This is a genomic window from Flavobacterium sp. Root420 (assembly GCF_001427905.1).
In the GTDB taxonomy this organism is placed as follows: Bacteria; Bacteroidota; Bacteroidia; order Flavobacteriales; family Flavobacteriaceae; genus Flavobacterium.
In genome coordinates, this window is the sequence record NZ_LMEF01000029.1 from 386,133 (window position 1) to 402,438 (window position 16,306).

Genomic DNA, 16,306 nt, shown 5'->3' on the forward strand with positions numbered 1-16,306 from the left:
GTAAACAAAGTGTCTGTAATCTTTTAAATCTGTTAAAATCACCAATTTAAGATTGGAACCGGTCGGCCTCCAATGATAAATTTTTGAAATCTCTGATGTAATAAATACTTTACGTTCATCTCTGCTTGCAGGTAGTCCTTTCAGTCATCTATAATAGCTGCTGGGATCTACATAAAGAAATTTGCATATTTTGATAATGGGGCAACTTATCTGCATTTTCTCTGATAACTTGATACCGTACTCGTCTTTTCTGCAAAAGAGATCCACCACCTTTTTCGAGAATATCTCGTTCCAGTTTGATGTTCTTAAAGAAAAGGTATCCATTCCATTGAAAATGCGCCACAAAGTTTTTGAGTGTTTTTGTAAATATTGAAAAGCGTTATAAAAGAAAAGACCCTGCAAATCGTTGTATTTCCAGGGTTTTTCGATTTTTTTGGCCTTTTTTGAAAACTTTGAAAATCTTGTTTTTCCCTTGTTTTCGGGCCTTCGTGGAGAAAGAGGGATTCGAACAAAACCGTCACATCCCGTTTATATACTGCATTTTTAATATTTTTTTTTGCTGTGCCACGAATATGCCACAAATTTCAAATTTGTTTAAAATGAATGTTATAATTCTTTATTGTTTTAATTATAAAAATACAAATTTTTATAATTAATGACAAAGAATAAAATTGAAATTGCTTTAAATGATTTTAAGGAATTGGAAAGGATTTTTATATAATTTTTTATCACTTGTTACTTCTCAATGCAGAATGTAACAAAAGTTACACATTGACAGAAAGGTATATCATAACTTCGCGGTGTTAAAATTTTTACCTGATAAGAAGCTGATTCAAATTCTAATACTCAAGTAGTTTGGAAGCAGTGGATACTTTATATTCGCAGCCTATTTTTCATGTATTTTTTTTTAACCAAATCACTATATCGATTTCGTAATATTATTTTGAATTAAAAAAAAGAAAAAAAACATGAACAATTTAACTAAAACGGTATTTATTTTCGGTGATAAACAAGCAGATGGTAATGCCGAAATGAAGAATCTTCTTGGAGGAAAAGGAGCCAATCTTGCCGAAATGAATTTGCTTGGAATTCCAGTACCTCCGGGATTCACTATTACAACCGAAATGTGCAGAATCTACCTTAACGAAGGACATGACAAACTCATCAGTATTATTAAAAATGAAGTAACAGCTTCAATTAAATTTATTGAAGATCGCACCGGAACTAAGTTTTCAGATGTCGATAATCCATGTCTTGTTTCGGTGCGATCTGGATCGCGCGCGTCTATGCCAGGGATGATGGATACTATTTTAAATCTTGGACTGAATGAAAATATTGTTAAAGGGTTGATAAAAAAAACAAACAATGCTCGTTTCGTTTGGGATTCCTATAGGAGATTTATACAAATGTATGGCAAGGTAGTAATGGACGTCAGACCTGAGGAAGGCGATTTTGTAGACCCATTTGAAGAAATTTTAGACGAGGCAAAAATCCAAAAGGGCTATCAGACTGATAGTGAATTTAATGCTGAAGACTTAAAAAATATTGCTCAAAGCTTTAAGAAATTAGTTAAAAAATCCACTGGAAAAGATTTTCCAAGTGATCCATGGGAACAGCTTTGGGGCGCAATTACTGCCGTATTTGATAGCTGGATGAATGAAAGGGCAATATACTACAGGGAAATGAACAATATACCGCAAGAATGGGGAACTGCGGTTAATGTTCAAGCTATGGTTTTCGGAAATATGGGGCAAAAGTCTGCAACGGGTGTTTCCTTTACAAGGGATGCCAGTACTGGCGAGAAAATCTTTAATGGTGAGTTTTTGACCAACGCGCAGGGAGAAGATGTGGTTGCAGGTACGAGGACACCTCGACAGATTACAATTGAAGGTTCAAGAAGATGGGCATCCCTCTCTGGCATCGCCGAAGATATTCGATCTATAGATTTTCCATCCCTGGAAGAAATGATGCCTGAGATTTATCAAGAGTTACTTGGCTGTGCCGAAGTGTTGGAACTACATTTCAAAGATATGCAGGATATCGAATTTACCGTTCAGGAAGGGAAACTGTGGATACTCCAGACCAGAAATGGCAAAAGGACTGGAGCTGCGATGGTAAAGATGGCTGTGGATATGCTGGAGGAAAATTTATTAGACGAAAAGACAGCTGTTTTAAGAGTTGATCCAAAAAGGCTGGATGAGCTGCTTCACCCAATTTTCGACCAAGGTGAAATAATTCAGTCCGATATCATTGCGCAAGGTCTTCCTGCATCACCTGGAGCCTCTTCTGGACGAATCGTTTTTTTCGCTGAGGATGCTCAACTTTGGTCGTCAGAGGGCGAAAGTGTAATTTTGGTGCGTATAGAAACCTCACCAGAGGACTTGAAAGGAATGGTTGCAGCAAATGGTATACTTACTGCACGAGGTGGTATGACCTCTCACGCGGCAGTTGTAGCAAGAGGAATGGGAAAATGCTGTATAGCAGGTGCCGAAAGGCTCAAGATTGATTACAAACAACGCATTATGCAGACTGAAAACTTAACACTGAAGGAAGGAGACTGGATTTCTCTGGACGGATCAACCGGTAAAATATATCAGGGAAAACTTAAAACCTCAGAAGCGCAGCTAACAGCAGATTTTGAAAAATTAATGGATCTTAGTGATCAATACTCCCGGCTTGAGGTTAGAACAAATGCCGACACCCCAAAGGATGTTATGACAGCGCGCAGATTTGGAGCCAAAGGAATCGGACTTTGCAGGACCGAACATATGTTTTTCGATGATGATAAAATTATGTCAATGCGTGAAATGATACTTTCAGAGAATGAAGTAGGACGCAGGAAAGCCCTCGCGAAACTGTTGCCTATGCAGAGAAAGGATTTTGAAGATATATTCAGATTAATGAACGGGCTGCCGGTAAATATACGACTTCTTGACCCTCCACTGCATGAGTTTGTTCCCCATGATGAAAAAGTCCAGAAAGAACTGGCAGATGAAATGGGGATTTCACATGAAATCATTAAGCAAAAAATCGAATCTCTTTATGAATTTAATCCCATGATGGGACATAGGGGCTGTAGGCTGGGAAATACTTACCCAGAGATTTCAGAAATGCAGGCAACTGCAATTTTAGAAGCGGCATTGCATATAAAATATGAGGGTATTGAAAGCCGCCCTGAAATAATGATTCCTCTTACAGGAACAGTGGAAGAGATGCAGATGCAGAAAAAAATAATTAATCAAACTGCAGAGAAAATTTTTGAACTGTATGGTGATCGGATCGAATATCTTGTAGGTACAATGATTGAAGTACCGCGTGCAGTACTTATTGCAGATAAAATTGCTGAGCACGCAGAATTTTTCTCTTTTGGGACTAACGATCTTACACAAATGACTTTTGGATATTCGCGTGATGATTCTGGGAAATTTCTTCCAATGTATTTGGAAAAGGGTATTGTAAAAGATGATCCCTTTCAGGTTTTAGATCAGGAAGGCGTGGGGCAACTTGTTACAATGGCTGTACGAAAAGGAAAGATTGGCCGTTCGAATCTTAAAATCGGTATCTGCGGTGAACATGGCGGAGATCCCGCAAGTGTGGAGTTCTTTCATAATGAAGGACTAAATTATGTAAGTTGCTCACCTTATCGCGTACCAATAGCTAGGTTGGCCGCGGCACACGCTGCTATCAAAGAAGATAAAAAAATAAACGCAGCTGCTCAGTACGCAATAAAAAGACAAGAAAGCCTGCTGATTTAACGGCTATGAATTTTAATACTCCAGCTTGAATAATTGGGAAAACTGTCGTAGGACAGCCTTCCTAATATGTCAGAGAGTATCGAGTTAAATTGATTTAGTTACTTTTTAATTTATGAATTATTATGATTTTTAAATTGCTCATTAACGTATGTCTGGTAACTATTATACACTTCATAAAAACAGCATATTGTGTTTAGATAATTCATATAACTACAGGAATAAATTTTATTTCATTTTTGTTATTTAACTTATTTAATCTTATTTTTTTAAATATTTATTAAAAATGCTAGTAATAATTTAATATCTGTGACAAATGGCACATAATGGACGAATTAGAATTTCTACTTTCGTCGCAGAAAATGAATATGACTTGTTCTTCTAAGATTGCAGGGGTAAAATGAGAACATCGAACTTTAGCCGGCTATAATTTACGATTGATGTTAATGCTATTACAAAATATTAGTAAAATTATTGGAACATTCATTTTTTCAGAGTGGCAGATCTGCTCAGAGAATTAAAAAATTGTCTTTAACATACTTTGTTTTTTAGATCAATATTTGTTCGACATATGTAAAGGCCAAGAAAAGAGCTGACTACCAGCAGCTCTTTTTATATTAATGATTATAATAATAAAATATGTCAGATATATACGAAAAGATTAAATGCCTTATTATAGGTTCTGGTCCTGCAGGTTATACTGCTGCAATTTATGCTGCCAGAGCAAATATGAATCCGGTTTTATATCAGGGAATGCAGCCAGGCGGTCAGTTGACAACTACAAATGAAGTAGAGAACTTTCCAGGTTATGTTGATGGAGTAACAGGACCAGAAATGATGATTCAGTTACAAGATCAGGCAAAACGTTTTGGCGCAGATATTCGTGATGGCTGGGCTACTAAGGTTGATTTTTCAGGAGATATTCATAAAGTTTGGATTAACGATAGCATCGAATTGCACTGTGAAACGGTTATTATTTCAACAGGTGCTTCNGCAGATATTCGTGATGGCTGGGCTACTAAGGTTGATTTTTCAGGAGATATTCATAAAGTTTGGATTAACGATAGCATCGAATTGCACTGTGAAACGGTTATTATTTCAACAGGTGCTTCTGCTAAATATTTAGGATTGCCATCAGAACAACATTATTTAAATATGGGTGGAGGAGTTTCTGCCTGTGCTGTTTGCGACGGATTTTTCTACCGTAATCAGGAAGTTGTGATTGTTGGAGCAGGAGATTCTGCTTGTGAAGAAGCGCATTACTTATCTAAACTTTGTAAAAAAGTAACGATGTTGGTAAGAAGCGAAAAATTCAGAGCTTCAAAAATTATGGAAGAACGCGTTCGTAAAACAGAAAATATCGAAATTTTAATGAACCACGATACTCTTGAAGTTTTAGGAGATAATAATGTTGTTCATGCTATAAAAGTGTTGAATAAAACTACTGCTGAAGTTATTGAAATTCCTGCAACAGGATTTTTCGTAGCCATTGGTCATAAACCAAACACAGATATCTTTAAAGATTACATCACTCTTGATGAAACGGGTTATATTGTAAATACTCCGGGAACATCTAAAACAAATGTTGATGGTGTTTTTGTAGCCGGAGACGCTGCAGATCATGCTTATCGTCAGGCAATTACTGCTGCCGGAACAGGTTGTATGGCGGCTCTTGATGCAGAACGCTATCTGGCTTCAAAAGACTAGATTAAAATTCAAAAAAAAGATAGTGCTAGCTGTACTATTAAAGAAAAAGGCGCAAATTAAGTGATAAAGTGTTGAGATTTTTAAGGGACATAAAATAATAATTTTGAATACAATAGTAATACAATCCTCACAAGACATTAATATTCCAGTAGTAGAATTATTTAAGCATATTGCCAGCAGGGATCTTTTAACGGTTTTTCATAATATTCCTTTTGTCCAGAGATTTGCGCCAATCGATCAGTCAGAGGTAAATCGCAGTTTGGGAAGTGAATCTATTATTTTTTTTGAAGATTTTAATTCTGCCAGACATGTTTTTTTGACATTTATTAATGATTGGTCCTTTTCAGTACGAATCGATAATTTTACCTCAATGCGCTTAAGTCCAATATCGGCAGTGGAGTATCAGTTTACTTTTTTTGATAATGGGGATAAGAGTTCTATTGTGTCGGCTACATATCAGTTTCAAATGCGTTCTAAGATTGAGATGCTTTTATTTAAGATGTTGGCAGGAAAATTTATACAGAAGCATATCGATATTTTTTTTAAAAGGATAATTCAAAGTTCTGATCAATATAAAATAGTTACCGATTGGAATTATTAATAAAGTTATATGGTTCTAGTATAGAGTAGTTACAGTTGAGCAGATTAATTTATTATGGTTCATTTGATCGGAAGCGAGTAGGGAAAAATCCTGCCCTTAGTAATTGAGCAAATATATTGTTTTATAGATTTTTGCGCATAAAAACGACAATTAGTAAATTAAACTTATTTTTAAATTCACAGTTAGATAAAAAGCTGAATTAGGAAATAGAAAAAGAGTTTTAATTAAAAATATTTGTCACTATTAGGAGGAAAATAACTAAATGCAAAGACATCTTAATTATTTAAATTGAGTTATATTAGTGAAACCTTATTTTTTTTCTGCCAAATATAAGAAATAAGAAATTTTTAATTTTTTCTTCTAGGGAGTTACGCAAAATAGAAAAAGCTTTGGTAATCTGTGCTTCTACGGTTTTAATGGAAACGTCAAGATGCTCAGCAATTTCTAGATTTGTCAGACCCTCTTTTTTGCTTAAAATGAAAACCTCTTTGCACTTTGGAGGAAGTGTCTGAATTTCTTTGTTTACAATATCTAGAATTTTTTGAAAAGATTCTGCATCATCTTCTAAAACTACAGTATTTAAAGTTTTAAAATATTCTTTTTCAAGAGGAAAGAGCGTTTGTTTTTTCCGATATCCATCAATGAACTCATTGTAAACTAATTTATAAAGGAAACTTTTTATAGAATATTCTGGTTTTAAAGAAGCGCGCTGTTCCCATGTTTTTATGAAAACACTCTGTACAATATCTTCTGCGCTGTATATATTTTTAAGTAAACTATTAGCATATACGCACAAATTATGATGGAAGGTGTCAACAAGATAAATGTATGCTTTTTCATCTCCTTCTTTTAGAGCCTCTATTAAAACTTCATTACTATTATATTGATTCGCTTTCATAATCACAAATAAAAGAATTTTTAAATTAATTATTTATTTAATTAAAAAAAATGTTATCTAATTATTAGTTTTTTGCCTTTTGATTCATATATAATATTAAAAAAAGAGGAATTTATAGTAAAAAAGGTTAAAATTTTAAAATGATAAAAATACAAATATGTCAAAAACGCTGAGACAGGTTGTATGCTGCACTGGATGTTGAATATATCTTGCATCATTAAAGTTAAGGTTGTAAGATTTTGACTAAAAAATACATCTTAATCAATAAAAAACACATTAAAATGAAAAAAATATTATCAAATAGTTAGGGTTGCGCTTTTTTTAATCGTAATAGTAGAAAAATAGATAATGTGATGCTTTACGCTTTTAAGTTTTAATTGCTTATTGTATTTAAAAATAACTTATCGAATTGCTATGATAATACAGTTATTGTTATAATTAGTTTAAATGACTTTTTAGCAGTAATTTTAGTTTTGAAGAAATAAGTAAAATAAAATTATTTCATCATTATGATTGGGGTTTTAATCATAATGAATTTATAAAAATATTTCAAATAACAATGAGAAAAATAGAACAACAGATTGTAAAATTTATTACTAATGAAGCTTCTGAGGAAGAAATTGAAGAATTAACAGAATGGTTGGCCAAGGGGGAAAATAAAAAAGTATTTAAAGATTTTGTAAAAGTTAATTACCTTATAGATGTCGCAACAACTGTAAATGATTCTAGTGAGGTAACAAAACAGTTGCTGGCAAGAATTAACAATGAAAAGAATGTCTTTTCAAAGAAAAGCTTTTACGCCTATTATAAGTACGCTGCAATATTGATATTATTTTTGGGAGGTATTTATTTTTATACTAATTCCACAATTTTTAAGGGTAAACAAAATGCTATAGTGCCAAGAGAAGACCAAATAGTGCTACAGGTTGGGAATGAATCAATGCAGAGCATTGATCCGACTCAGGCGCGAATGGTAACAGATAAATTTGGGAAAATAATTGGAAAACAAGAGAAAAACAGATTAGTGTATTCCAATGCGTATTCGAATGGAAAATTGGTTTACAATACATTAAAAATTCCGTACGGTAAAAAATTCGAAGTTCAATTGTCAGATGGAACAGTAGTGCATTTAAACGCTGGAACATCATTGCGATATCCGGTTCAGTTTCTAAAAAATCAAAGCCGACAAGTGTATTTGACAGGTGAAGCTTATTTTGAAGTATCAAAAGATAAGGCACATCCATTTACTGTAAATACACAGGAAGTAAATGTAGAAGTTTTGGGAACTAAGTTTAATGTGAATTCATATACAGAAGATATAAGTACGGATGTCGTTTTAGTTGAAGGAAAAGTGTCGCTTTATAAAGACAAAAAAACAGCCGAAAATCAAGTGTATCTGATACCAGGAATAAAAGGCTCAAATTTACGTGGACAGCAAAAAATTATGACAGAAGCTGTAAATACAGATTATTATACGGCTTGGGTAAAAGGAAGTTTAGTATTTAAAAATGAGTCTTTTACTTCTATTATTAAAAAGCTGGAACGTTATTACAATATCACTTTTATCAATAAAAATAAAGCACTCGGAAAAGAAATTTTCAATGCTCGTTTTGATAATGAACCTATTGAAGTGGTACTTAAATATTTTAGTGATAGTTATGCTATTGATTACACTATTGATGACAATAAGATAACAATAAGATAACAATTAGGTAAAAAGAATTAAAAGCCTTAAATCAGAAATTATAGTAAAAATTTATAATCAGTAATAAATAAAAACCACGCCTATGTAATAAAAACCACGTATAAAAGGATTGTTATTTATAAAAAAACCGGAAAATGCGCCAACATTTCCCGGTAGGATAAATGCGATCAGTAAACTAACCAACCACAATTAAAAACATTTAAAAGTATGAAAAAAGTATTAAACAAAATCAGGTTCGATAAGCCTTTTTTGAAATTTGATTTGAAAATGAAACTGACTACATTATTTTTATTGACCAGTCTTACAGTTATGCAGGCGGGGGTAATTTACTCTCAAAAAGCAAAAATGTCATTTAATGCCAGCGATATGTCTGTTGGGAAAATAATTGAAAAGATTGAGTACACAACAGATTATCGATTTGTATATAATGTCAGATCCGTTGATTTAGATCGAAAAATAGACCTTAGACTCAATGATGTTTCTATGGAAAATATTCTAAGTGCAATTTTTAAAAACACTGGAACCGACTATAAAATTTCAGGAAATCACATTATTCTAACCCCTAAAAAAGCGCCGGAAGAGAAGCCAGTAGTTATAAAAGAAGTGCAGGATTTTATTGTAAAAGGTAAAGTGACTGATGAAAAAGGTGTGCCTTTAGCAGGTGCTGCGGTTTCAGATAACGGTTCAGGAAGAGGCGTTCAGACTGATTTTAATGGTGAATATCAGATTATTGCCGTGAGCAGCGAGACTACATTAGCTTTTGCTTATCTGGGATTTGTCAGACAGGAAATAAAAGTGGAAGGAAAAAGCGTAATTAACGTTGTACTTAAAGAAGATACGCTTGAACTAGGTGAAATTGTTTTAACAACAGGATATCAAAATATTTCGGCTGACAGGGCAACAGGATCTTTCTCCAGCATAAAAGCAAAAGATTTTCAGGAACAGCGTTTAAGCAGTTTAGACAAAATTTTAGAAGGACGCATTGTAGGGTATCAGGGTGGTAAAATTCGTGGTACAACTTCGATGAATGGATTAACGACTCCATTGTATGTAGTGGATGGCTTTCCTATCGAAAATACAAAATTTAATCAATATTTCAGCTTAGAAGAAAATCTTCCAAATTTAAACTTAGAAGATATTGAAACTATTACGGTTTTGAAAGATGCGGCGGCATCTTCCATTTATGGTGCGCGTGCGGCTAATGGTGTTGTTGTCATCACAACCAAAAAAGCCAAAGCCGGTCAGACCAATATTTCATTTTCAAGTAACCTGACTGTGACGCCATATAGAAATTATACTGGTAATCTTACAAATTCTGCCGATATTATTGGTTTAGAAAAAGGCTGGGCAGACGGAAATCCTAATTTGCAGGGAGCAGGAGCTGGCGCTTATGCAACTTCTTTATTGCAAAGTGCAGCATTTACAAGTCAGGGAATGCAGGTCCTACTAAATGGTTACGCCGGAAATATTTCACAAACGGATATGAACAATCGGTTGAACGCATTAGGAGCACAAGGTTATAAATATTATGATGACGTGGCGAGATATGCAAAACGTGATCAATACTTTGTTCAGCATAATGTAAGTATAGGGAAAGCTACAGAATCAAATACTTTTAACGCCTCTCTGACATATAAAGGAAATAAATTTGAAGATAAATATTCCGACAATCAATCTCTTGGTGTTAATCTTAAAAACTCAACCCAAATAAACAATTGGCTTTCTGTTGATTTAGGAACTTATATTAATTACGGTGTAAGTGATACCCAAAGTTATAATGTTCTGACTCAGCAAGATTATAAAGTACAGCCATACAATCAGTTTGTTAATAGTGACGGAAGCTATTTTACTTCAACCGCAGCATCTCGTTACGATAATTTTACATTGCAGTCTATTGAGGATTATGGTCTTTATAATATGGATATTACGCCAATGGATGAGTTGGGGCGAAATGTAATAAAAGGCAAGAATTTCTTAAACAGAACTTTTGCAAAATTAAATGTTAAATTTAGCCCGGCGTTTAACTATAATGCTATGTTTCAATACGAGTACGGAGTAGATCGCACCTCAGATTTAAGAGATAAGGATTCTTATTATGTTAGAAGTAGAGTAAATAGTTTAGCTACAATTTCTCCTGAAAACATAGCTGTTTATAATCTGCCTTACGGAGATATCTTAAAAGAAACAAATCAGTTTTCTAATGCGTACAATTTCCGTCAGCAGTTAAATTTTGATAAGGTTTTTAATAATATTCACAATGTAACAGCAATTGCCGGTATGGAAATTCGTCATTCAAAATTAGAATATGGCGATAATACCCGTTACGGTTATGACGATCAGACTTTATCCTTTACTCCGGTAAATCAGGTTGATTTATTGAAAGTTTACGGATCTTTTTTTGGGGGTTATATGAGTCAAAATGATTTTTCGGCACAACGTGAACTGGTAAACCGTTACGTTTCATTGTATGGAACAGCAGGTTACACTTATGACAGAAGATATTCTGTTACAGGAAGTTTGCGTTGGGATCGCTCTAACCTCTGGGGAACAGACAACAAATATCAAAACAAACCTACATGGTCAACCGGTGCGGCATGGAATATTGATAAGGAAACTTTTTTTAAATCTTCTTTTATAAATATGCTTAAACTTCGTGCATCATATGGTATTGGAGGAAACGTTGCCAAGGATTCTGCACCTTATTTGACAGCATCATATAGTTCTAATCCAAATGTTGGAGGAAATCAGGGGTATGTTAATTCAAGACCAAATCCGGAGTTATCCTGGGAAAAAACAACAACAACCGATATAGGTTTAGATTTTTCAATGTTCAGCAATAGATTGGGCGGAACTTTTGATGTCTATAACAAAAAAGGAGAAGATTTATTAGCAAGTAGCACAGGTGTTCCAACAGAAGGCTGGGGATATTCGACCTATAGACTCAATAATGGAGAAATGACTAATAGAGGTATTGAAGTAAGTTTGCGAGGTACAATTGTTAAAACACCTTCTTTCTCCTGGGATGCATCAGTTTTGTATGCCAATAATAAAAATAAAGTTACGTATGTAAATGTTGAAGCTCCGGTTTATTTTCTGCAATTAGATTATGCATCGACTTTTCCAAGAGTGGGTAAAAATTTCAACTCTATTTACGGTTACAAATGGGCGGGTTTAAGCAATGCAGGTTTGCCTCAGGTTTATGATGCATCCGGAACTGCGGTAAAATACAATCCGGCAGATTTAAATGCCATACAGGATTATGGTTCAACAGTACCAACTCATAGCGGTTCATTTCACACCTCTTTTGCTTATAAAAACTTTTCTCTTTCAGCACTTTTCATTTATGAATTGGGGCACAAAATCAGAAATAACTTTTTACCAATGTTAAATAATGAGTATTCGCAAGCAATGGGCGGTTATGTAGCAAAAATTGGAATCGTTAACAATCATATTGCAAATCGTTGGCAGCAAGCGGGAGATGAAGCATTTACAAATGTGCCCCGAGCAGTTTACGAATACGATCAGGAGTTTAGCTCTGATTCACGTACTATTTATTCTTATGCAGATATCAATATTCTTGACGCTTCTAATGTGAGATTAAGTAATATTTCATTGGCTTATCAAATGCCTTCAGCTCTTATTAAAAAAGTAAAATTGCAAAATGTTCGCTTTAATCTTAATGCAGAAAATGTTTTTACTGTAGCCAAAAGCAGAGATGCTAAATATCTTTTAAATGGCTTTCAATCTCCAAGTTTAGTTTTTGGTGTAAATATTAACTTCTAATTTAAAAAGACTACACGATGAAAAATATATACAAGAACATTCTATGCGCATTACTAGTTGCGATCGCTTTCACATCTTGTGAGAATTATTTGGACGATGCGCCAAAAGGCTCTAAAGTCCCAACAACATTGGCTGATTTTGAAGCTTTAATCCGCGATGAATATACCAACCAAAGCGTAAATGTTGAACAGGCATTAAATCTCTTGAATGACAGATATCAAACCGTAGCTGATTTAGCCTATTACCGATTGACAAAAGCCAATTATTTCTGGGATGAAACCGCAGATCGTATCGCTCTGAATCAGGCAGATGAAACGACATATTACGGACAATATGCAGGAATTTCAACTTTCAATTTAATTATTGAAAATGCACTGAAAACCACAGAAGCTACCGAAGAGCAAAAAAGAGTAGTTTGGGCTGAAGCAAAAGTTCTACGTGCTATGTCATATTATAATTTGGTTAATTTCTATGCAGATACTTACGTAGCTTCTACAGCAGCTACCAAATTATCCGTGCCCTTAATTACAAGCGCCAATATTAATGCACCAAGCAAACAAGTTACCATTCAGGAAATGTATGATTTTATTCTGGCTGATGTAAAAGAGGCATTGCCTTATCTGCCAAAGGTTTCCCAAACAGCATTACACCCAAATTTAGGAGCAGGATATGCCTTTTATTCCCGCGTATTTTTACAAATGAATAATTATACAGAAGCTTTAAAATATGCAGATTTGGCCTTAGCAGAGAATAATGCGCTTTATGATTGGGTAGGCTATTATAACACAAACAAAGCGATAATCGACATTCCAAATTCCTATACAAATACACCATCTCCAATGGGATATGACTATGTTGAGAATTACACTTATCGCCACGGTGCAACGGCTCGTTTATCCACAGAATATAGTATTCCGATAGATCGTGCACAACGATTTGAGGCTGGGGATGTCCGTTTTAAATCACGTTGGAAAATCAGAACTGTTGGTGCTGAAACGTATTACAGAAGGACTTTGTCGGGTATGTTTAATTATGGCGGAATCACAACGGTTGAAATTTATTTAATTAAAGCAGAATGTCTGGCTCGCGCAGGGCAAGTAAGCGAAGCATTGACATTATTAAATAAAGTACGCAAAACACGTATTCTTCCTGCTTCTTACCAGGATATTGTAACTGCAGATAAAACAACGGCTCTGAACGCTATTTTCAAAACTAAATCCAACGAGCTGATCTTAACGATCATTCCTTTTGCTGATGCACGTCGTTTAAATGCCGAAGGAGTTTATAAAGTAAGTTTTTCTAAAGTAGAAGAGGGAACAACATATGCTTTGTCTTCAGATTCTCATATGTGGACAATGCCATTTCCACAGGGAGCAACAAAAAATCCTGGAAACGGAACTATAACTCAAAACGTAGCAAAATAAAAACCACAAAGCTTCCTGAGTAAGAAATCTGAAAAGGAAGCTTTATCTAAAAAACATCAATCAAAAATGAACACTATTAAACATAAAATATTAGGGTTGTGTATTTGCGCGTTTATGTTTTCTAACGGCAATCAGGCACAAACAAAAAAAGTTGTTCCTCAATCGTATACTCTTGAAGGAAATATATCAGGACTTGAAGACGGAACAATAGTTCAGTTAATTCCGGGTGCAACGCATCTATCAGAAACGCCAGTAGCCGAAACTAAAATAAAAGGCGGCAAATTTACCTTTACAGGAAAACTAAATGAACCTCGCTTTTTTTATGTTACGTTTGGAAAAAATAAAGGGGAAGTTCCAGTTTTAGTTGAAAATTCCAAAATAAAAATAACAGCAGATGCAGAAGTTTTAAAACAGGAAGACGATAGAATTAATTTTAAAAATGAAGTGATTTTAGGATCAAAATCGAACGATTATTATAAAAAAGAAACTGCTTTTAAAGAAGAACTAAACAAAGATTACCAAGAATATCATAAAGGTACAGAAGAAGTGACCAAAGCATATTCGGATGCAAGAGTTGCAGGGAATAAAAAACTAATGGATTCTATTGGAAATTCTCCGGAATGGAAAGCTTTTGAAGCCAAAGAAAAAGCCTTTTTTGCTAAAGTGGAAAAATCTACAAGAGATCTCATCATAAAAAATAAAGCTACCTGGTGGGGACCGTTTTTCATGTTGACACAATACAGTTACTTTACACCAGACCAGAAAACTATTTATGAACAATTTTCTGAAACAGCAAAGAAAAGTTACTACGGTCAGGTTGCAGATAATGATCTAAATCCAAAAACATTAATTGGTACAAGTGTTTCAAATTTTGGATTAAAAGATAAAGATGGTAAAACACTTAGTGTAAAAGAAATTGTTGCAGGAAAAAAATATATTCTGATTGACTTTTGGGCATCTTGGTGTGCACCTTGCCGCAAGGAAATTCCAAATCTAAAAACAGCTTATAAAAACTATTCAGAAAAAGGCTTTGAAGTTTTAAGCATTTCGATCGATAAAGACGAAAAAGCATGGCAAAAAGCATTGGTACAAGAAAACATGCAATGGCCCAATTTACATGATGACGATAAAGTAAGTAAGGCATTTAATGTAAAAACTATTCCTGCCACTTATCTGGTAGATAGTAAAGGAAAAATCATCAGCGATAATTTAAGAGGTGCTGAATTAGAAGAAAAATTAAAAGAATTATTAAAGTCATAATCTGACTAATCAAATAAAAAAACAGCAAACAATGAAAAATACATTTTTAAAATCAGGTTTATTAGCTTTTGCATTGGTAACTGTAATTACTTCCTGCTCTAAAAAAGAAGAAGGCTACACTATAAATGGTACTATTTCGGGACAAAAAGACGGAATTGTTTATTTGGAATTTCTTGATGGGGATAAACCATTGGTTAAAGATTCTGCTAAAATTGTAGAGGGTAAATTTACTTTTGCAGGAAAAGTGGAAGAACCGCTTCGCTACAGCGTAAAATTAAAAGGACAAGAGTACGGAAGGGTTTTTATTTTATCCAATGAAACTATTGGTTTTACGGCGAAGAAAGATTCGATCTTTAATGCGAAATTGTCCGGTGCAACTCAGGATTCAATTTATTCACTTTATTACAAAAACGAGTTTAAAAAAATCCAAAGTATTGCCGGACCTGTTTACAAAGCTTCTGACTCTTTATCTCAAAATGGAAAAGTAAAATTAACTCCGGATCAACAAGTAATGATGGATAAACGCTGGGCTGATTTACAAAAACTTGCAGATGATCTTACTTTTAAATTTATCAAAACACATAAAGATAAAGTTGCGGGTGTTTTAGTTTTAGAAGATCGTTTGGTAACTTACGGAACTCCACAGCAAGTTAAAGAATATTTTGCTGTTTTATCTCCTGAAGTTCAAAAATCTTATTTTGGAAAGAGAATAAAAGAAGCGATTGATCTTAACGATAAAACGGCTGTTGGTGCTCCTGCTCTTGAGTTTTCACAAACAGATGTAAACGGTAAAATTGTAAAATTATCAGATTATAAAGGAAAATACGTTTTGGTAGATTTTTGGGCAAGCTGGTGTGGTCCATGTAGAAAAGAAAATCCAAATGTGGTTGTAGCTTACAAAACCTATCACGATAAAGGATTTGAGGTTCTGGGCGTTTCTTTAGATGATAAAAAGAAACTTTGGGAGAAAGCCATCGAAAAAGACGGTTTAACCTGGACTCATGTTTCTGACTTGAAAGGATGGAAAAATGAAGCGGCAGTTTTATACGGAGTAAAATTGGTTCCAACAAATTACTTAATTGGACCAGACGGGAAAATTGTTGCCAAAAACCTTAGAGAAGAAGCACTTCAAACCAAATTGAAGGAGATTTTCAGTAAATCATAAGTACACTTCTA

At 34.2% G+C, this 16,306-nt stretch carries 9 protein-coding genes and 1 pseudogene; 9 read left to right on the forward strand and 1 reads right to left on the reverse strand.

Features of this window, described 5'->3' with window-relative positions:
• Positions 1–968: 968 nt before the first annotated feature.
• From ppdK to ASC72_RS16070, 4 genes and pseudogenes are all read left to right on the forward strand, one after another.
• Complete coding sequence (gene ppdK / locus ASC72_RS16060) at positions 969–3,755, forward strand: pyruvate, phosphate dikinase (protein WP_082564329.1); 2,787 nt, start codon at positions 969–971, stop codon at positions 3,753–3,755.
• A 636-nt stretch (positions 3,756–4,391) separates the two neighbouring features.
• A partial coding sequence (locus ASC72_RS24560) for an NAD(P)/FAD-dependent oxidoreductase (protein WP_241775726.1) occupies positions 4,392–4,744 on the forward strand: 353 nt, incomplete at its 3' end.
• 1 nt (position 4,745) lies between these two features.
• Positions 4,746–5,459: pseudogene (locus ASC72_RS16065) on the forward strand (NAD(P)/FAD-dependent oxidoreductase); the annotation flags it as partial.
• A 103-nt stretch (positions 5,460–5,562) separates the two neighbouring features.
• A complete protein-coding gene (locus ASC72_RS16070; protein ID WP_056192809.1) occupies positions 5,563–6,060 on the forward strand; it encodes a hypothetical protein in 498 nt (165 codons plus the stop codon).
• 298 nt (positions 6,061–6,358) lie between these two features.
• Here ASC72_RS16070 and ASC72_RS16075 read toward each other — a convergent pair whose 3' ends face one another.
• Positions 6,359–6,958, reverse strand: coding sequence for an RNA polymerase sigma factor (locus ASC72_RS16075; protein WP_056192812.1), 600 nt, complete (start codon positions 6,956–6,958; stop codon positions 6,359–6,361).
• Between the two features lie 559 nt (positions 6,959–7,517).
• Between ASC72_RS16075 and ASC72_RS16080 the strand changes: the two genes are divergently transcribed.
• The 5 genes from ASC72_RS16080 (at position 7,518) to ASC72_RS16100 (ending at position 16,295) form a co-directional block, all read left to right on the forward strand.
• Complete coding sequence (locus ASC72_RS16080) at positions 7,518–8,663, forward strand: FecR family protein (protein ID WP_056192815.1); 1,146 nt, start codon at positions 7,518–7,520, stop codon at positions 8,661–8,663.
• 207 nt (positions 8,664–8,870) lie between these two features.
• The gene (locus ASC72_RS16085) at positions 8,871–12,446 is read left to right on the forward strand and encodes a SusC/RagA family TonB-linked outer membrane protein (RefSeq protein ID WP_056192818.1); all 3,576 of its coding nucleotides are present in this window, start codon (positions 8,871–8,873) and stop codon (positions 12,444–12,446) included.
• A 17-nt stretch (positions 12,447–12,463) separates the two neighbouring features.
• On the forward strand, positions 12,464–13,870 hold the full coding sequence (locus ASC72_RS16090) for a RagB/SusD family nutrient uptake outer membrane protein (protein ID WP_056192821.1): 1,407 nt from the start codon (positions 12,464–12,466) through the stop codon (positions 13,868–13,870).
• Between the two features lie 66 nt (positions 13,871–13,936).
• A complete protein-coding gene (locus ASC72_RS16095) occupies positions 13,937–15,130 on the forward strand; it encodes a TlpA disulfide reductase family protein (RefSeq protein ID WP_082564330.1) in 1,194 nt (397 codons plus the stop codon).
• Positions 15,131–15,161: 31 nt separating this feature from the next.
• Positions 15,162–16,295 (forward strand): TlpA disulfide reductase family protein, encoded by a 1,134-nt coding sequence (locus ASC72_RS16100; protein ID WP_056192826.1) that lies wholly within the window; start codon positions 15,162–15,164, stop codon positions 16,293–16,295.
• Positions 16,296–16,306 lie beyond the last annotated feature (11 nt).